Here is an 18,788-nt window from a genome sequence, read left to right as displayed (position 1 = left end):
CCAGAAAATTAGATAACCTAGTTCCATTAATGTTCAGCGCTGTCTACTGTGAGTGACGACGAGGCACCTCACAGGCGCACTCCCGCAGCGCGCATCGCAGCATGAAAATCGACCCTCGAGGAGGCCGCAGTGGGTATCGAAGTGCGTACGGCCGACTTGGCCAAGTCGTTTGGTTCGCAGAAGATCTGGGACGATGTGAGTTTGACGTTGCCCTCGGGTGAGGTCAGCGCGCTGCTCGGCCCCTCGGGTACCGGTAAGTCGGTGTTTTTGAAGTCGTTGATCGGTCTGCTGCGCCCGGAGCGCGGTTCGATCTTCATCGACGGCACCGATATCACCACCTGCTCCAATAAGGAGCTCTACGAAATCCGCAAGCTGTTCGGTGTGTTGTTCCAGGACGGTGCCCTGTTCGGCTCGATGAATCTGTTCGACAATGTGGCGTTCCCGTTGCGTGAGCACACGAAGAAGTCCGAGTCCGAGATCAAGAAGATCGTGATGGAGAAGCTCGAGCTGACCGGTCTGCTGGGCGCGGAGGGCAAGCTGCCCGGTGAGATCTCCGGTGGTATGCGCAAGCGTGCCGGTCTGGCCCGTGCGCTGGTGTTGGACCCGCAGATCATCCTGGTCGACGAGCCCGACTCGGGTCTGGACCCGGTGCGTACCTCGTATCTGTCGCAGTTGCTGATCGATATCAACGCCCAGATCGACGCGACGATCCTGATCGTGACCCACAACATCAACCTGGCGCGGACGGTGCCCGACAACATCGGGATGCTGTTCCGGCGTTCGCTGGTGATGTTCGGTCCGCGTGAGGTGTTGTTGACCTCGGAGGAGCCGGTGGTCAAGCAGTTCCTCAACGGTCGGATGATCGGTCCGATCGGTATGTCGGAGGAGAAGGACGAGGCGCAGATGGCGCGCGAGCAGGCCCTCGTCGACGCCGGACACCATCATGGTGGCACTGAAGAGGTCGAGGGGATTATTCCGCAGATGCGGGCCACTCCCGGTATGCCGGTGCGCCAGGCGGTGCTTCGCCGCCAGGCGCGCGTCCGCGAAATTATGCACACCCTGCCCCCAGCCGCGCAGAGGGCCATCCGAAACAGTATGGACATCGAGTTGGTCGGCTGAGTCCTGAGTTGGAACACATACTGGGTGTGGCCGCCGAGGCCTGCTCGGCGGCCACACCCTCCAGCGGTCCTGCGGGAAGTTTCTGAGTCCGTATGCACTTCATGTCTCGGCATTTCGGAACCAGGCCAGCGTGCCTTGATGGCGCAGGCGGCCTAGAGATGATCGCCAGGGCCGACGAGTGGTCGACAAAACTTCCGTTTTGGGCCGGTGGCGGAGACGGCAGGGCGGCCGGCATGCGGATCGCGGTTCGGCGCGGCGCGATGCACCCGAACCGCCGAGCCGCGCGCCCCAATCAACTCGCGCCAGGTCGATTCTATGTGTGATGGCAGCCGACATCCCCTTCCAAGGTGCAGATCGCGGCCTGGGCTGCCGAGCAGGCGCACGACGAGTTCGAAGAATGGCCGACAGTGGATGCGTTGTGCGGGCGCCCCGGTCACCTGCTGACTCGGGTATCGGTGGTTGAGGTACCGCGGTCGACGTTGCAAGATGGTTCGGGCGCTCAGTGTATTTCCTTCATCAATTCGCGCAACCGAGGAATGTAATAGTCCTCCCACGATCGCACGACCTCGTCGACGATATGCTCTTCCTGCATCGGCCAGCCTGACACCAGCCAGGCATAGCAGACGCGATCCAGCAGCAGGAACATCGTCGATACGACGACGTCGGCGCGCGCGGCCGCGTCGACGGATTCCCACTCCGGTATGCCGCCGAAGAGTCGCTGCATCAGCTCCGAACGACTGCTCTCGATGGCGGCTTCGATGCCTGGTTCGATCGAGGATGCCTCATGCCAGAGTTGAAATGCGTCGACTTCGTTGCGGTACATGGCGATCCAACCCCGCACCGCGTGAACGAGCGTCTCGTGGACGAGAGAGTCGGGTCCGATTATCGGCATCAGGGCAGTTGAGCGCTGGCGTAGGTCCTCGACTATCGCGCGCGCAAGGTCGGCCTTGCTGGAGAAGTGTAAGTAGAAGTTGGGCCGACTCGAGCCTGCTTCGCGGGCGATCTGCTCGATCGTCGTCCGAGCGTATCCCTGTTTGCCCACACATCGCCTGGCGGCCAGCATCAACTGCTCCCTGGTCGCACTCTTCTGCCGCTGTTTGGCGGTGGGGCCCTTCTGAATGCTAGACACGCTGTCTATCATAGGCTAAATTGAATGCTAGACATGCTGTCTAGCATTCGAAAGGTCTCTCCATGGCTGCCCCAATCGGATCGTTCCAGCACCGCACCCTGACTTCGGCTTACGAGCCTGGCCTCGCGGTTCACCATCCCTTCAATACATATTTCGGATTGACCGAACAGGTGCTCTACCTCTACGGCGGATGGCGCGAGGCCGATGGCACTCTGCACGTCTTCGAGCGGAAGTTCATCGGTCCGATGACGGCGGGCTTGTGGCTCATGAACGCTCGCGACGGCCAGGTGAGCATTGAGCCGGTGTCGGCCAACACCGTTCGCGGTGAGGTAAAGCGCGCGTTCAGTGACGATCGCGTTCTCCTACACGGTGCGCTGATGGAAAAGGTCGGTGAGTCCGGTGGTGCATTCCGGTTCGAGGTGTCGCCAGGCGCATTCGAGTGGACAGAGAACGACATTCTCAATCTGCGTGGCTCGCTGGTCGGCCCGGGCGTGCAGATCTATGCGCCCGATGAGCGGGAGCCCATTCTCTACGTCAGCGAGCTTTACAAGGTCAATGGCTCGGTCCTCGGCGACGACGTCGAGGGATTCGTCTTCTATGACCACGGCTACTGGCCATCGGGCCACGACTGGAAGGAATTCCGGGTCTTCAAGGACCTGCAGCTGGGCTGGGAGGCGTTCGCCAACGAATACGAAGATGGCTCGGTCGAATGGGGGCACCTGTGCCTGGGGCGTAATGGCTTCAATTTTGCCGGCATCTGCGATTCCAGCGGTGCCGTCGTGATGGACAGCGGTGTGCGGGGTGGTGTCGATCTACTCGACGAGGATTGGGCTGGGCGGGCTCGCTGGAAAGCATCGACTGGCGAGGAATGGACGTTCGAACTCGAAAAGGGTGGGCGGCTGTCCGAGTTTTCGGCTGCGCGCTGGGGCGGGTACCGTGCGCAGGCTGGCCACACTCGCCGGGCTGGCGACGACCGTCAGGTGCGCCTCGGATTCAGCTGGCTCGAGACATTCGGCGACCGTCTGCGGGAGAGCAAGATTCCCGCTTTCGACGATGTGAAGTAATTCCTCACTTCGCACAATCCAAGTCAGTTGAATACCGGCGTCAACGTCGATAGCCAAAAGAACGGAATTACTGTGAGCGGGAATGGTTGTGTTCTGGTCACCGGAGGAACTGGAGCCTTCGGTATTGCGACCACAAAGTGGTTGATAAGGAACAGCCATGATGTCGTCGTGTTTGCCAGGCATGAGCCACCAATGCTGTCCAAGAGTGCGACGTTCTTTCGGGGAGATATCCGAGATGTGGGTTCGGTGGCGGCGGCGATGCGTGACTGTGACGCCGTCGTCCATCTGGCTTGGGTACTCAGCGGATCGGTGACACACGAGGCCGCGGAACCAATCAATCTCGGCGGTACCAGGAACGTCATAGCTGCAATGGAAAAGACCGGGTGCAGCCGGTTGGTCTTCGCCTCATCGATTACTGCCTATGGCAGTCACCCCAGCCACCCGCAGCCTTGGCGTGAGGACGAACAACTCGACCCCGCCTACGGGCTGGTCTACGAATGGCACAAGGCCAAGGCCGAGGAAATCATCGTCGAATCCGGTGTTGAGGCGGTGCGGGTTCGTCCCACGGTGGTCGTCGGACGGGATGCACACAACGCCCCGGCCAACGTGTACCGGCAACCGTTCATCCCAAGCCTCGGCGGCGCACGCATCCAGATGGTGCATCAGGACGATGTTGGGCGTTTCTTCGCCGCAGCATGCACTTCGACCGCCACCGGCGCGGTCAATTTGAGCCCGGCCGACACGCTGACCTGGGCAGAAGTTGCCGGACTGGCCAACAGGCGGGTGCTTCCCACCCCGCCGTCGCTTATCACCGCGATGACTCGGACAGCCGCGAAGCTGATTCCGGCCGCACGATCGGCTCCGGAACTTTTCGATATCTGGAGGTATTGGCCGCTGGCCGACACCACCCGGCTGAAAGAAGAATTCGGGTTTCAGCTGGCCTGGTCGTCGGCAGAAGCGATCAGTGACCAGGGCCGGACGTCGACGAGCTATCACGTTCTCGGTATGAAGGAGATGCGCAAATTCAAGCGCCTCGACCGAGCCGAGATGCCGGCGCGTGCGGCGAGCGACCGAGCTGGAAATGCGATCGAACTTATCGATGAGTCGGTGGCGGGCGAGTTCGACAGTCGATTCGGCGATCCGGACTATCCGGATTGGACATGCGCGAACCTCGCCGAGGCGTTTCCCGGCCCGTTGACTCCACTGTCGCTGCAACTTTGTAAGGAACTTCTGTTCAGCAGTGCCGATCTGGTCGCCCGCGTTCTGCCGTTGAACGAGACCATTCGCGACAATGTACGGCAGCGTCAGCTCGGCATTTTCGGGCATCGTCTGTACCAGAACACCAGTGTGTTGCGTGACATGGTTGTCTCGGTACCGGGACAGACAGTTGCCGATTTCGAGCATCAGGTCAATGGCCTGCCGTATCCCGAAGGATACGTCCGCCCACGCCCCAGTATCCGCGACGTCGTCGGGTATCTCGAGTTCGCTGCCGTGGCAGGCCCACGCCTAGCGGGCCTGGATGACGAGGTCTCCCGGGTAACCGCACGTGCGGCAGAACTCGCCGAGCAGTCGTTGCAGACACCCGCGCTGTCCGACGAGCGGCTGCAGGCACGAATCGAATTGCTATGGGACGACACGCTTCGGAGCTGGCAGGTCGGTAATCTGTGCACGTTCTTGGTGAGCGCGCCGACGGCGATGCTGGAGCGACGTTATGGCACCGCCGCGGTCACCGCATTGCAAAGCGGAGCCGAATCCCTGCCGAGTGCGCGGCTGCTTGATGGCGTCCGGCGCTTAGCGCATGCAGCCAAGGACGACCCGGTCGCCACCAAGCTGCTTTCCGATGACGTCACCGCACAAACGTGGGTGGATCTGCAGCGCGAGGCGCCGCAGTTGAGCGAACAGGTTCGTGATCTCCTGGCCGTCTGCGGACATCGTGGCCCCGGGGAAACCGAATTGTCGAACAACGTCTTCGCGGACGCACCCCACTTGCTGTTGCGCGCGGTAGCTGGCTCGATGCGCTCCGCGGCCATTATGACGCCCGGCCGCCTTCCTAATGGTCCGGTCGGCCGGATGCTCGCGAAAAGTGCGATCGCAGCCATCGGCCGACGGGAACGCTGCCGCGATGGGGTCACGCTTATGACTCATCAGCTGCGTATCGCCGTCCGCGAGTGGGGTGCGCGGCTCGCTCAGCGCGGCACGATCGGTGCACCCGGGGATGTGCATTATCTGACCAAGGACGAACTGTTCACCGGGGGTGATCATCGTGAGACTGTCGTGCGGCGGCGCGCTGAGCGAGACCGGTTGGCCACCACACCATTCCCTGTGCGATTTACTCAACCGCTGGCGTTGGTGTCCGAGACCGGCCGAGTCGAGGATGGCACACTGACCGGGATCGGCGCGTCGCCAGGCCTCGCCAGAGGACGAGTGCGACGCCTGAGCAGCGCCGACGATGAACTCGAGCCCGGTGAAGTACTTGTAGCGCAGGTAACGGACACCGGATGGACGCCGTTCTTCGGCATGGCCGCCGCAATAGTCACCGACATCGGCGGCGTAATGTCGCATGCCTCGATCGTGGCCAGAGAATTCTCGATTCCTGCCGTAGTGGGCACCGTGAATGCCTTCAGCACGCTGCAGAACGGGCAGTTCGTCGAGGTTGACGGAACCGCGGGCACGATCCGAGTTCTGGGTTGACTGGCCCACCGGCCGCCATCAGTTCTCGCACTGGATAACAGCCACATCCATCTGCCTTGCGGTCTGATGGCTGCTCGCGAGGACGTGTCGGCTGTGCAGCGACTTCGTCCGGCTGTCCGAGGCGGCTGTTGAATGTGCACGAATCGTATTTGTGGTTCACGTATTCGAAGAACTCTTCGTCGCTGGTCCAGCCTTCAGCCGCCATCTTCTCGGGCCTTGCGATTTCGCACACCCTCGGACTCGATCATGCCCGGCTTTACTGTGTTTGCTCGTATTGTCGACACGTATCCCTTTGGGCCCGAACTCCTTTGCGAGGTTCTCATCAAATGAGCGAGTGCGATCTTCTGGGACGAGTAGTGGGCCAACATCGATAGTGTCGGATCGACATGGCGGAGGTATTGAATGTGGCACCCTGTCCGATCTCGAGCATGAGCGGTATGACCGCCCTGCACATACGTATGGTCACCGTCAGAACCGAGTCGAACGAACGCTGCCAATGGTCGTCGGACTGTTCGAGGAACCCGCCTGGCACCACCGTCCTACTGAGTGATGGCTCCTAACAGCCCGGAGACCCCGCACCCGCCGACGGCGATTGCAGAGAATCAGGTGCCCGAGCTCCGTCGCCCGGCGCACCGTGACGTGACGTGACGTGATAGCGGTTCCTCATCTGGCCTGGCAAACCGAAACTGGAGCATCATCGCCGGGAATTCGAGCTGCTATCGGGTACTGGAGTCTCTGGACGGCGCCCGCGCGTTGATCAGCTCAAGCCCTCGGTGTTTTGCTAGATATTCACTGGCTCTGATTTTGTTCGGTGTGTCGGAAGATCGACACGCAGACGGTCTGGCCAACGCTGTATGCCCAGGGTTCCGGCAAAGTCCGCGCACGAGGCCTGACCTGCGGTTTTGTGTTCGATTTGTCCGACACGCCAGGCAGGAAATGATGGGTGGACACGGCAGCACTCGAGAAGATCGCCTCTTCCACAAGTGCGTCACATCCGGAGTTCTGCCGTGCCCGTGTCATCATCGCCCATTCATGTCCCTGCCGTCGAGATGTCTTGGGAGGGTGGTGAATCGGTTCTTTTGCCTGGTGTTGTGAGTTTGCTGGATTTGCTGGCAGGGGTGGCCGATCCGCGGGCTCGCCGGGGTGTGCGGTATTCGGCGCGAGCGATTCTGGCGGCCGCGTTGGCGGCGGTGGTGGCGGGTGCGCGGTCGTTGACCGCGATCGGTCAGTGGGTCGCTGAGGCGCCCGCGCCGGTGGTCTCGCAGCTGGGGTTCGAGGGTTCTGGGCCGAGGAGAATCGACGATCCGCCGGTTCCTGCAAGCCCTGGATGCGGACGCTTTCGATAAGGTGATCGGGGAATGGATGTGGCGCAAGACCGCGGGCAGGCGTGGGCGGGGAGGTGGTGTCCTTCGACGGGAAATCATTGCGCGGCGCCCGCGATGGTGAGGGTCGGCCGATCCATCTGCTTTCGGGTGTCTGCCAACATTTGGGCGTGATCCTGGGGCAGATCGGTGTGGATATCAAAACCAACGAAATCCCAATGCTGCGTGAGCTTTTGGCGGGAATCGACATCGACGGGGTGATCATCACCGCTGATGCGTTGCACACCAACCGCGACACCGCGACCTACATCACCGATCTGGGTGGGCATTACCTGCTGACGGTGAAGGACAATCAACCGAAATTGCGCAAGGCGTTGAAGAAACTGCCGTGGCATTCGGTGCGCACCCACGACCGCACCCGCTCGCGCAGACACGGCCGCGAGGAAACCCGCACCCTCAAAGCCCTCGCGATCCGCGGGCGGCATCAAGTTCCCCGGCGCCAGGCCGGCGTTGAAAATCACCCGCCGCCGCGTCGATGCCAAGACCCGGAAATTCCAGAGCGCCACCATCTACGCCATTACTAGTCTCTCACCGGCCGAGGCCACGCCCCGACAGATAGCGGCCTGGTTGCGTGGGCATTGGCACATCGAGAACCGTGTGCACTGCGTCCGCGATGTCACCTTCGACGAGGACCGGTCCCGGGTCCGCACCGGCGCCGGAGCGCAAGTGATGGCCACTTTGCGGAACACAACGATCGGTCTGTTACGCATAGGCGGCCATCACAACATCGCCCACGGTCTCCGCTACCACTCCTACCTGCACCAACGACCCTTGGAACTGCTCAGGAGTTGCTAAAAGGGACTTTGCCGGGGCCCTGTTAGGCCGGTCGGCCCTCGATGGGAGGATGCCTGACCCTAATGCGGCGACTCAGCGGGCGGCTGGGCGCGGATCGTCGGTAGGCAATCGCATGCATTTGCTGATCTCACCAAAATCTCACACTTTCATCCGGAATCTACGGGATATCTCAGGTCATGTTGAGGGTGTGTGGATCATGAAATACTCGGTCTACCAGTGCTTTTCGGCATTGTTGAGACCTATCCAGAAAACTAGAACCTGTGTCAGGTGGTCGCAGGTTCAAATCCTGTCAGCCCGACCAGGTCAGAGGCGGTTTTCCCGCCTCTGCTCGGCGTTTTTCAACCCTCCAGCTTGCCTAGAGGTAGGCGAGCGAGCCTTTTCTGGAAGAGTGTGGCGCGCTCTAACCCCGAGGAAATCTTCGGGTGACGGCTGCTGTGAATGCTGAGCCTGAGGGGTGGGTGTCGTTGCCGGGATGGGGCTATGGCGGGCCAAGAGGCGTATACCCTGCACCCATGTGCCGACTCTGCGGGTATGGCATGACCGAGCAAAAGCCGCTCGAGGGTGGACGATTCGGGTGGGGCGTTAGTGTCGCGGGGGAGTCTGGCCCGCCTACCGTCCACCGATCGGTCTCGAGCGTGGCGCGGATCGCGGGCGTTGATGCGATGAGACGGAGGTGGGCTCAGAGACGAGAAGCCCTACGGTTGAAGTGCATTCCAAGGCCGGGTGCCGATCGCACCGGGACTTGAAGCGCAGCGACCGCTACGAAAATCGGGTGGTTCGCGGCAAAGTCCAAAGGGCCCGCAGGGTGTGCACAACAAGGGCAGCAGAACCGGATCGCAAAGGAACCGTAGATCAGGAAGTGGTGGCACGAGCGGCGCGGTTTCTCCGCACCGGGCGCTCGGCTCGCTCCACGGGACTGTGTCGATTCCGGATCCGCCGTCGACTCGAGTCAGACCGGACTCGCTCCCGTCGCACCAGTTGACGCAATACATGTCAGCGACGAGAGGGCCAACGCGGCCGCAGCTTTACATATCAGGATCGAGTACGCACTTCGCGGCGCCCGCCGACGGCGCCGCGGCGATGTGTCTGAGTACAAAGACCGCTCTATCACGGCGCGGGTCTTTCGCGCTCAGACAGGGCGCGTTCGGCGCCACGTTCAACGCCGTTATGTCAACAGGCTCGCCGCTCGGATTCGGCTCCCTGTCATCACCGTCGTCATCAGGGATGCTTCACGGAAGCGTCGGATCCCGATCGTGCGGAGGCAACGCCAGCGCCCCGCCTCGACGACATGCCGTCTCGATATGCAACCGCAAGATCAGCGCATCGAGGTTGGGGTCGTTGCCCGTGGTGGCTGCGCCCTGACCGATCTCGGAGATGGCAGGCAAAAGTGGCACCGATGTCGTTGGTCTGTGCGCAAGAGGGGACTTGATCACGAATCTCCGTCATCAATGACGCAGATTCGTGTTAGAGGCGTCATCAATGTAGGTCGCCATCAGGTAGCAGTCAAGCGGGTTGTTTGCGCCGCCAGGCGGTACTCATTGTGCCGCAATGAGTCTCATCTTCGGGCGGATAGTAGCTGAGAGGGGTGTGGGGCGATCTCGGGATGGTCCGACCGACAGGTGGTTCAAGCGGTGCCATCTTGCCTGTACGTCGAGGCCGACCTCTCGGAGGTCCGGGCAGTGGAAAGCTCTACACACCGTCCTGGCGAGGGTTCCGGCGCTGCAATGCGTAGGAGATACCCGACGAATGCCGATTCACCGCACTGCGCTATTTACGCCCAACGGCACCGAGCACGGCAGCAAACCGAGCGAGAGCCTCTCCAGCCGTTGCGCTACAGCCACAACCAACGGACTGCCCAAACCTCATTTGTGGGGTTCGAGTCGGGAGGGGGACACATGCGCTGACCACACGCCTCGACCTGCGGAGACATTGAGTTCGATTGCTTAAATGGGGCTTCTGTGCACTCTTCATAGACTCGCCGCATGCGTGTTCGCGAGCGCTTTCGGTAGCAAGATCCGCTGCTGCGGCAACGTCATCCGGCCGCGCCAGTCCTCGGCGACTGAACTCCGATGGCAGTTGTCTGCCACCGGAGAACTGGCACGCTCGAGAGTGATGTGCGGCACAAGCTGCACCGGGAATGGATCGGGCGTTGGCTCCGGTTGGCACCGTCGAGGGCACAGGTGGAGGAGTATGCGATGAAGGTTCGTTTCGGCGTCGGATTGGGTTCGGGCACCAGTCCCGGGGAGCTCGCTGGAATCGTGGATCGGCTCGAGGCGACTGGCGTGGATTCGCTGTGGTTGTCCGAGCTCATCTACTCCGACTCGGTCGACCCCGTCGTCGGCATGGCTTTCGCACTCTCACGAACTACGCGCCTGAAGGTGGGTACGTCGGTGGCGATCTTGCCTGGACGTCATCCCGTTCTGGTCGCGAAACAACTGATATCGCTCGCCGCCCTGGCGCCCAAACGAGTGTTACCGGTTTTCGGGTTGCAGGCGGCGCGGCTCAACGAACGTGAGCTCTTCGGGGTGCCGAAAGGCAAGCGGGGCGCGGTATTCGACGAATCGCTGCGACTGCTGCGTTCGGTGCTCGACAACGACGATGTGGCATTCACCGGCGAGTTCTTCGCGGTAAGTGACGCGACCATCGGCCCGCGCCCGGCTCGACCGCTCGATATCTGGCTGGGCGGTTCCGCCCCGGCCGCGTTTCGACGCATCGGCCGTTTAGGCGACGGCTGGCTCGGTAGTTTCCTGACCCCAGGCGAGGCCAAGCGCGGCCGAGAGGCGATCGAGGCGTCGGCCGCCGAGGTGGGCCGAGAAATTGAACCCGACCATTTCGGCATCAATCTCATGGTCGCCGCGGGCGATATCCCGGCGGACCTGACGGCAGCGATCAGGCATCGCAGACCCGAGCTCAACCCCGCCGACCTGATCGCTGCCAACTGGTCGGACCTGCACCGCCTGGTCGACGGCTATCTTGACGCGGGCCTCACCAAATTCGTTGTGCAACCGGCAGCTCGGCAACCATACGACGAATTCATCGATCGATTCCTTGCCGAATTGATGCCACGGGAAACCGTCGTTTGATCGACTACCCGTAGGGTCGGCAGGCCAGCGCGTAGCCAGGGTTCGCGTGGCCGCCAAGCGATTTCGGGCCCCGGGGAACTACCGACTGAAGTTGCCGCCCCGACATACGGTTTCGGTTGGATGCCCGATGCCATTTCCGGCCATCTGTCGATATGCCTTCTGTCGCAGCTGTTTTGGCCAGTGCCCGCACCGAGTTGAGACAGGCCGAGGCCGCCCGTGAGATGGCTCAGGAGGTCATGGTCATGACGGTTTTGCCGCGGGTGCCGTCGGTGCCGATCCTCCCGAGGGCGTTGGGCAGTTCGGTGAAGGGGATCGAGGCGCCCACGACCGGTCGGATGATTCCCGCATCTACGAGTTCGGCCAACTGGGCCAACTGTTCACCGCTGGCGTGCATGTAGAGGAAGTCATAGGTCACGCCGCGGCGCTTCGCGGCTCGGCGCACCTTCGCGCTGAGGACCCAGAACACCAGGCGCAGCACGGCGTTGAGGTCGACGGCGGAGGCGAAAGCCGGAGTCGGCGGTCCGGCGATTCCGATGACCTTGCCGCCGGGCTTCACCACGCTCACCGACCTCAGCACGCTCTCGGTCCCGACGCCATCGACAACCAGGTCGTAGTCCTTGAGGAGGTCCTCGAACCGCTGGGTTCGGTAGTCCACCACGACATCGGCGCCGAGCTCGCGCGCGAACTCAACGTTGGAGCCGCTGACTGTGGTGGCTACGGTCGCCCCCAGGTGCTTGGCGAGTTGGATCGCGACGGTGCCCACGCCGCCTGTGCCGGCGTGGATGAGGACTTTCTGGCCCGCTTGCAGGTGTCCGATCTCGACGAGTGCTTGCCAGGCTGTCAGAGCGACGAGGGGTAGCCCTCCTGCTTCCTCCATCGAGATGCTGGTGGGTCGGTGGGACACGTCAGCCTGGTCGATGGCCACTCGCTCGGCGAACGTGCCCATGCGACTGACGCGTGGACGTGACCAGATCTCGTCGCCCACGGCGTACGAGGTGACGTTACGACCGACGGCCACCACGGTGCCCGCGACATCGTTGCCGAGGGTGAAGGGAGGGCGATCGGGAACGAGCGCCTTGAACTCGCCCGTGCGGATCTTCTCGTCGAACTGGTTGAGGCCCGCCGCCTCGACCTTGACGAGGACGTCATTCGGGCCGAGGGATGGCTCGGGGACCTCGGTCAGCCTGATGGGTTGCTTGTATTTGGTCACTTGAAACGCACGCATGGACAATCTCCTTAGTGGTGGTGCTCGCTAGCGAGCGCAGTGGGCTTCCGGGGAGGGGCGTCGAGCTGGCCTCGGCCAGAGCTCTGCTTACGGCTTTGGGCCGCCCGCGAGTTGGGGGTACAAGCTTCGATTGGGGCGCTCAGGCCCGCTTTCACGTTTGCGTTGAGTTCGTCGGCGATCACTTCATACTCGTCCGCCTCGACAGCGTCGAATACCTTGCGAACGAGGTCTTGTGGCGCCATGATTTCGCCCGAGGCCCGGTGTCGGGGTGGGGATGTCGGCGGGCGCGAGTCCGTCCTCGCCGTAGTGGTCGACCACGAATGCCTTCATCGGTGCTTCCGTCCTTACTGTCGTGGTGAGCCCGAGGGGGTTGTCGGGGGCTGGGCCAGGGCCAGGGCGTTGGTGAGGCCGGCGGCGAGGACGCGATCGGAGAGTTCGCGATCGGTGAGCGCACGGGCGAGCTGCAAGGTGCAGATCAGTGCGGTGAACAGCCCTGTCGCTCGATCGTAGGAAGCCTCGGGGTCGTCGGGGTCCAGGCGGTGTGCGATGAGGGCGAGGATGGACCGCATGCCGGTCGTGTAGGCGTCACGGATCTGCATGTCGCAGCGGCCGATCTCGTCCAGCAGCGCCGCCGACGGGCACCCGTTTTCTCGGTCATCGCGATGGGCCGGGGACAGGTACTCGCGAATGAAGCGCTCCAACCCAGCAGGCCCGTCGGGCATCGCCTCGATCATCGCGCGCTGGGCCGCGAGCTGATCCGCGACGACGCTCGCGACGAGATCGCCCTTCGAGGTGAAGTGCCCGTAGAACGCGCCGTTGGTCAACCCGGCGTCTGCGACCAGGGATGCGATGCCCGACCCGTCGAGACCGTCGCGCTTGAACCTGCGTGCGGCGGCATCGATCAGCCGTCGTCGCGTCGCGTCCTTGTGATCAGCGGCGTACCTGACCATGGGCGGTGCTCCGTTCGGGTTCAGTGTCCCTATCGACATTACATTACGATCATAATAGTATGACCGTAATTCAATGAACGAACTCATGCAGAAGGGACGCCATCATGCCCACCTGGAAAGACGTACCGACACAGACCGTCGACGCCGACGGTGTCACCTTCGCCTACCGGGAGCTCGGGGCGCAGTCCGCGGTGCCGGTCGTGTTCCTGCACCACTTCACCGCCGTCCTCGACGACTGGGATCCGCGGGTCATCGACGGCATCGCCGCGCACCACCGCGTCATAGCCTTCGACAACCGAGGAGTGGGCGCGACCGGGTCGTCGGTGCCCTCCGATATCGAACAGATGGGCGTAGACGCGATCGCGTTCATTCGCGCGCTCGGCTACGATAAGGTCGATCTGTTCGGCTTCTCTCTCGGCGGGGCGGTCGCGCAGATGATCGCTCTGCAGGCTCCGGACCTCGTGCGTCGCATGATCCTGGCCGGGACCGGGCCGCGCGGCGGCGGCGGCATCGCCAAGATGCCCTTCATCGTCGGCGCCGCCTATCTCAAGGGGTTCCTGACACGCAAGGACCCCCGGCACTATCTGTTCTTCCCGCGTGATACGGAAGGCAAGAAGGCCGCGACCGAATACTTCGACCGGCTGGCCGAGCGCACCCGCGGCCGCGACAAGCCGATCTCGCTTCGGGCCCTGATCGCCCAGCTGCGTGCGATCACCAGCGCGGGCCTGCACGCTCCCGACGACCTCTCGACGATCACGGTCCCGGTCTTCGTCGCCAACGGCGATCACGACCTGATGGTCGCCAGCGAGCACTCGGCCGACATGGCGCGTCGCTTGCCCAACGCGTCGCTGCAGATCTATCCCAACTCAGGCCACGGCGGGGTGTTCCAGCACCACCGCGCGTTCGTCCCCGAAGCGCTGAAGTTTCTGGCCGCCACCGACACCCACCCGACTCGCCAACCACAACTGGAGGCCCAGCCATGAATTCCGACCAGCATCCGAATGGCATCGTGAAGTCCTACCAGGACGCACCCACGCGGACAATCGAAGCGGGTGGGATCACCTTCGCCTACCGCGAACTCGGCCCCCGCGGTGGTATCCCCGTCGTATTCTTTGTTCACCTCGCGGGGAACCTCGACAATTGGGACCCCCGAATCATCGACCCGATCGCAGCCGGTCGCCACGTGATCGCCTTCGACAATCGCGGGGTCGGCGCTTCGACTGGTTCGGTCCCCGACACCGTCGAGGCCATGGCCGCCGACGCGGCCACGTTTATCCAGGCGCTGGGTTTCCAGCAGGTCGACATCTTCTCCTTCTCCCTCGGCGGCATGGTCGCCCAGGCCCTGGTCATCCAGCGCCCGGAACTGGTACGGAAGCTCATCCTCACCGGCACCGGCCCGGCCGGCGGTAAGGGCATCGACAAGGTCGCCTACACCACGTACTTCGACATCACGCGGGCCGCACTGACACGTTCGGACCCCAAGGAGTTCCTCTTCTTCAACCGCGACACCGAAGGCAAGCGGGCCGGTCGCGCATTCATCGAACGCCTCCAGGAACGGACCGACGATCGAGACGTACCGGTGCCCGTGACGACATTGCGGACCCAGCTCAAAGCGATCAAGCGATGGGGCCGTTCGGCACCAGCAGACCTGTCACAGCTGAGCCAACCCACCCTGATCGCCAACGGCGACCACGACCGCATGGTGCCATCGCAGCTCTCCGAGGACCTCCACCGCCGAATCCCCGGATCGGACCTGATCATCTACCCCAACTCCGGGCACGGCGCAATCTTCCAGTTCCACGACAAGTTCGCCCCGATCGCGGTCGCCTTTCTCGCCGACTGACGCATAGGGGTGAACGCTGAATCGCCGATCGCGCACGTAGCCGCTGAGGAATCTTCCGGCGCTCGGATGCACGCCGCCCGTCCAGGAGTCCCAGACTGGTGAGGTCGCGTAGTCTGTGCGCCCGCAGATCCAGCGCTTGCTCGACCGCCTGAGCGATACACCGGCGTTCGTGGTGGGCAAATACACTCGACATTCTGGCCTGGTACCTGCTCGCCGCGGTCGCCGGCCTGGTCCCCGCCCACCGGCGCGGCACCAGCTACGGCATCGTCACCGCCGCCTACGGGCTGGCGTGGCTGGCCGGATCCACCCTCATCGGCGCACTCTACAGCCGCTCGGTCACCGCTGTCGCGGTCTTCACCATCGGCACCCAACTGCTGACTGTGGGGCTGTTTATCCCACTCGTCCACCGCCGCTGATCGAGATCCATCCCGCCAGTTAAGCCATATTCGCCCAAAATTCGGCCAGTCCGGAGCCTCGAATACGCTCAGTCCTGTGCGCCGACGATCGGAAGCTACGGGACGGCATTGGGGCGGAAACTGTGTCGCTCGGGTACCAAGCCACTATGGTCATCGAGGCTCATCATCGTCACGCCGACCAGCTCTGCGTCACCGTCGTCCTGGGCGGCCACAGAACTTCCGCACACGCCGCAGAAGCCGCGCTGGGAATCGGGGAAGGTGTTGTACCAGACCGGCTCTCCGCCCGGTCCGGTCCACTCGAATCCCTCGCGGGGGAAGTCGACCCACGACATCACCGGGCCACCAGACAATTTCTGGCAATGGGGACATGAACATAATTCCCTGTCAAGTGTTTCTGTTCAAGCGATGTGGGACCGCAGTATTTTGAAGCTGGAAACTTAAGTCTCGAGTCACGAGAGGCGCCTGATGGTTCTCGGGCAGTGGCCTGAAGTAGGATGTGGAACCGTTCTCAGAGCGAATCAGGTTGGGGTGCTGCCGAATTCGATTGGAAAAGCAGTGGGGATTTCCTCTCTCGGTAGGATCCGGTGCAGGTGGTGGATCCCGGGAAGCGCCGTCGGCGAGCGCTCTACCGCGGCGGCTGTCAGCAATGCGGTTGCCTGGGACTGGTTCTCACCGCGCGCCCAGTGGGATTCCCCTGATTTCGCGCGGGCCAGTACGAGCCATCGTTCCGATCCCGGCACACGAATGTGCCGGGTCGCTCGTGCAGCGGCCGGAAGGCGGGTGAGCACGGCCAGGGCCGAGGTCGCCAGGCGCGAATCGAGTGCGAAGTAGGTCCGCACCGCGGTATCGAACTCGTGGGCCAGGATGTGCTGGTCGGAAAAGTCCGCGCGATACAGCCGTCGCCTCCCATAACCGGGTAGGTCGAAAGCCTGCGGTTGGGTGTAGTTGCGGATGGTGTCAGCGCCGGATCGGAAGGTCCGGCCCAGCAGTCGATAGGACCATTCGGTCGCGGCGTCGCCATGCTTCTCTCCGGCGCCGAGCAACACCGCGATATCGATCGGCCCCGGTCTTTGCCGGTGGAGTTGCGCGGCAAGGATATTCGTCAGTCCAGGCGCCAATCCGACGTTCAGGACAATGGGCCGGGGCGCGCGCAACCGCTCCAATCGATCGATATAGCCCGCCGTGGCGGTGACATCGACAAAAGCCGCCCCCACCGTGGTGGCGAGTTCGGCGAGCCGGACGTCCTCCAGTCCAGTGGCATTCACCACCACATCGGAGTCGGCCGCGGCGCAGCGATACGAGTCCAGTCCCGGCTCCCGCAAGTCGATGACGAGATCAGCGCGATCGGGATCGCGGCCCGACACAACCACTGTGCTTCCGCGCTGGCGCAACTCTGCGACCAGTCGCCCACCGACCGCACCGTATCCGCCGAGTACCAGGACCTTCATCGTATTACCGCCGCTCTTGGGCGCGGCCCCATTCCGGACAGCCAGCGCACTGTTTTCAATCGCAATCTCGATGCCGCCCAACGACGCCTCGAACCGAAGAACGCGCAATAGCGCCGCCCTACCGCCGACATCGCCCCACCGGGCCGTACGCACCGCCGACCGGCGCTGTTGGAGAGCGACTTCCCCGCTCAGTGGGCGCTCACTCGCATACCCTCGGCGGGCTTACCCATAGGCACGAACGTCGCTGCGGCGATCGCCATGACCAGCGCCGTGATCGCGCAGAGGGTGAAAGCCATCGTGAATCCACCGGTGTCGACTCCGAGTGTGCGCAGGCTGACCGCGGCAATGGTGGACATGACGGCGACGCCCAGCGCGGTGCCGACTTCGTGGAAAGTGTTCACCAACCCGGAGGTGACACCGGCATGGGCGTGATCGACGGTGGCCAGGGCCGTGGTGGTGGCGGTGACTATTACCGCGCCCTGCCCCGCGGCCGCGACGGTCAAACCGATCAGCAGTGGGAGCGTGCCGTGCCAGAGCCCGGGTATCGCCGCACCGGTCGCCGCCACCAGCAGGCCGGACACACCGACCGGGCGGTAGCCGAATCGCCCGATGAGGTGACCGGCATGGTGCGCTCCGGCGATCGTGCCCAGTGCGACGGGAAGGAACAACAGACCTGTGCTGAGCGCCGAATTGCCTTGCGCCTGTTGCAGATAGAATGAGCCGAGGAAGAAGCTGGTGATCAAAAGGCCGGTCGCCACCAGCATCAGAATCGCCCCCGCCGCGATCGGGCGGCGCAGCAGTAGTGCCGGATCGAGCAGTGGTTCGGCCGTGCTGCGCTCGTAGCCGATGAACGCCGCGAGCAGTACCGCCGCGACCAGCAATGGGATCACCGCGCGCGGGTTGCCCCAGCCGTCGTCGCCGGCGGTGATCAGACCGTAGAGCGCCGCACCCGTCGCCGTGGTGGCCAGTATCGCGCCGACCGCATCGATGCGGTGGCCGGGCCGGGCTGGCGTCGCGGGCACTACCGCAGGAATCAAGGCCAGCAGCACGATCCCGACCGGCACGTTCACGAAGAAGATCCACGGCCAGCCCGGTCCCGCCGTCAACAGGCCGCCGGTCAGGACACCGAAGGCCGCACCGGTGCCGCCCAGCGCACCCCACACGCTGAGCGCCCGATTGCGTCCCGCGCCATGGAAAGTCGTGGTCAGGATCGACATGGCGGCCGGGGACAGCAACGCCGCTCCGATCCCCTGACCGACGCGTGCGCCGATCAGCATCGGAGCATTGATCGCCGAGCCTGCCAGTAATGAGGACGCGGTGAATATCGCTAGGCCGGTGAAGACCGTTCGACGCGCGCCGAACAGGTCGGCCGCGCGGCCTCCGAAGATCATCAGGCCGCCGAACAGCAGGGTGTACGCGGTAACCACCCAGGTCGCCGCAGCGCGGCTCAGCTCCAGATCACGCCCTATATCGGGCAGTGCCACCGTCACCACGGTGATGTCGAGAATCAGCATGAACTGCGCGATCGCGAGCACGGCCAGTGCTCTCCAGCGGCGCGGATCGGGTGGGGGAATGACCTCGTGGCCATGCTGGGTATCGGCGTGGGTCGACATGATGCTGCCTCCAGAAATTACCACCACAGA

General features: G+C 63.3%; 14 protein-coding genes and 1 pseudogene. 9 read left to right on the top strand and 6 right to left on the bottom strand.

Features of this window, described 5'->3' with window-relative positions:
• The first annotated feature begins 129 nt into the window (after window positions 1-129).
• Window positions 130-1,119, top strand: coding sequence for an ABC transporter ATP-binding protein (locus ACFYOW_RS16325; protein ID WP_387288574.1), 990 nt, complete (start codon window positions 130-132; stop codon window positions 1,117-1,119).
• A gap of 499 nt (window positions 1,120-1,618) precedes the next feature.
• Here ACFYOW_RS16325 and ACFYOW_RS16320 read toward each other — a convergent pair whose 3' ends face one another.
• Complete coding sequence (locus ACFYOW_RS16320; RefSeq protein ID WP_387288572.1) at window positions 1,619-2,248, bottom strand: TetR/AcrR family transcriptional regulator; 630 nt, start codon at window positions 2,246-2,248, stop codon at window positions 1,619-1,621.
• 245 nt (window positions 2,249-2,493) lie between these two features.
• Here ACFYOW_RS16320 and ACFYOW_RS16315 point away from each other — a divergent pair, with 245 nt between their 5' ends.
• The 6 genes from ACFYOW_RS16315 to ACFYOW_RS16290 all read left to right on the top strand — a co-directional run bounded on the left by ACFYOW_RS16315 (window position 2,494) and on the right by ACFYOW_RS16290 (window position 11,263).
• The gene (locus ACFYOW_RS16315) at window positions 2,494-3,312 is read left to right on the top strand and encodes a hypothetical protein (protein ID WP_387288570.1); all 819 of its coding nucleotides are present in this window, start codon (window positions 2,494-2,496) and stop codon (window positions 3,310-3,312) included.
• Window positions 3,313-3,384: 72 nt separating this feature from the next.
• Window positions 3,385-6,003: an NAD-dependent epimerase/dehydratase family protein gene (locus ACFYOW_RS16310; RefSeq protein WP_387288568.1), complete on the top strand. Its 2,619-nt coding sequence runs from the start codon at window positions 3,385-3,387 to the stop codon at window positions 6,001-6,003.
• Between the two features lie 1,049 nt (window positions 6,004-7,052).
• Entirely contained in the window at window positions 7,053-7,349 is a 297-nt protein-coding gene (locus ACFYOW_RS16305; RefSeq protein WP_387288840.1) for a transposase family protein, read from the top strand.
• 56 nt (window positions 7,350-7,405) lie between these two features.
• Window positions 7,406-7,909, top strand: a complete 504-nt coding sequence (locus ACFYOW_RS16300) for an ISAs1 family transposase (RefSeq protein ID WP_387288566.1) — start codon at window positions 7,406-7,408, stop codon at window positions 7,907-7,909.
• 73 nt (window positions 7,910-7,982) lie between these two features.
• Window positions 7,983-8,180 carry a hypothetical protein gene (locus tag ACFYOW_RS16295; protein WP_387288838.1) on the top strand — a complete coding sequence of 66 codons (198 nt, stop codon included), beginning with the start codon at window positions 7,983-7,985 and terminating at the stop codon, window positions 8,178-8,180.
• A gap of 2,195 nt (window positions 8,181-10,375) precedes the next feature.
• Entirely contained in the window at window positions 10,376-11,263 is an 888-nt protein-coding gene (locus tag ACFYOW_RS16290; protein ID WP_387288564.1) for a TIGR03854 family LLM class F420-dependent oxidoreductase, read from the top strand.
• Window positions 11,264-11,489: 226 nt separating this feature from the next.
• On the opposite strand, the gene ACFYOW_RS16285 is transcribed toward ACFYOW_RS16290, so the two are convergent.
• Together ACFYOW_RS16285 and ACFYOW_RS16280 are read right to left on the bottom strand one after the other, a co-directional pair.
• Window positions 11,490-12,488, bottom strand: a complete 999-nt coding sequence (locus tag ACFYOW_RS16285; RefSeq protein ID WP_387288562.1) for an NADP-dependent oxidoreductase — start codon at window positions 12,486-12,488, stop codon at window positions 11,490-11,492.
• A gap of 344 nt (window positions 12,489-12,832) precedes the next feature.
• Window positions 12,833-13,438, bottom strand: a complete 606-nt coding sequence (locus ACFYOW_RS16280; RefSeq protein ID WP_387288560.1) for a TetR family transcriptional regulator — start codon at window positions 13,436-13,438, stop codon at window positions 12,833-12,835.
• A 104-nt stretch (window positions 13,439-13,542) separates the two neighbouring features.
• Between ACFYOW_RS16280 and ACFYOW_RS16275 the strand changes: the two genes are divergently transcribed.
• Both ACFYOW_RS16275 and ACFYOW_RS16270 read left to right on the top strand, forming a co-directional pair.
• A complete protein-coding gene (locus tag ACFYOW_RS16275; protein ID WP_387288558.1) occupies window positions 13,543-14,421 on the top strand; it encodes an alpha/beta fold hydrolase in 879 nt (292 codons plus the stop codon).
• On the top strand, window positions 14,418-15,281 hold the full coding sequence (locus ACFYOW_RS16270; protein ID WP_387288556.1) for an alpha/beta fold hydrolase: 864 nt from the start codon (window positions 14,418-14,420) through the stop codon (window positions 15,279-15,281). Before ACFYOW_RS16275 ends, ACFYOW_RS16270 begins: the two co-directional genes overlap by 4 nt.
• A gap of 511 nt (window positions 15,282-15,792) precedes the next feature.
• Here ACFYOW_RS16270 and ACFYOW_RS16265 read toward each other — a convergent pair.
• From ACFYOW_RS16265 to ACFYOW_RS16255, 3 genes and pseudogenes are all read right to left on the bottom strand, one after another.
• Window positions 15,793-16,062: pseudogene (locus ACFYOW_RS16265) on the bottom strand (GFA family protein); the annotation flags it as partial.
• Between the two features lie 153 nt (window positions 16,063-16,215).
• Complete coding sequence (locus ACFYOW_RS16260; protein ID WP_387288554.1) at window positions 16,216-17,145, bottom strand: hypothetical protein; 930 nt, start codon at window positions 17,143-17,145, stop codon at window positions 16,216-16,218.
• Window positions 17,146-17,333: 188 nt separating this feature from the next.
• On the bottom strand, window positions 17,334-18,758 hold the full coding sequence (locus ACFYOW_RS16255) for an MFS transporter (protein ID WP_387288552.1): 1,425 nt from the start codon (window positions 18,756-18,758) through the stop codon (window positions 17,334-17,336).
• Between the last annotated feature and the right edge of the window lie 30 nt (window positions 18,759-18,788).

The sequence above is a fragment of the Nocardia sp. NPDC006982 genome (assembly GCF_042869435.1).
In the GTDB taxonomy this organism is placed as follows: domain Bacteria; phylum Actinomycetota; class Actinomycetes; order Mycobacteriales; family Mycobacteriaceae; genus Nocardia.
The sequence above is the reverse complement of the archived record's forward strand: the minus strand, read 5'-3'. Positions and strand labels throughout refer to the sequence as shown.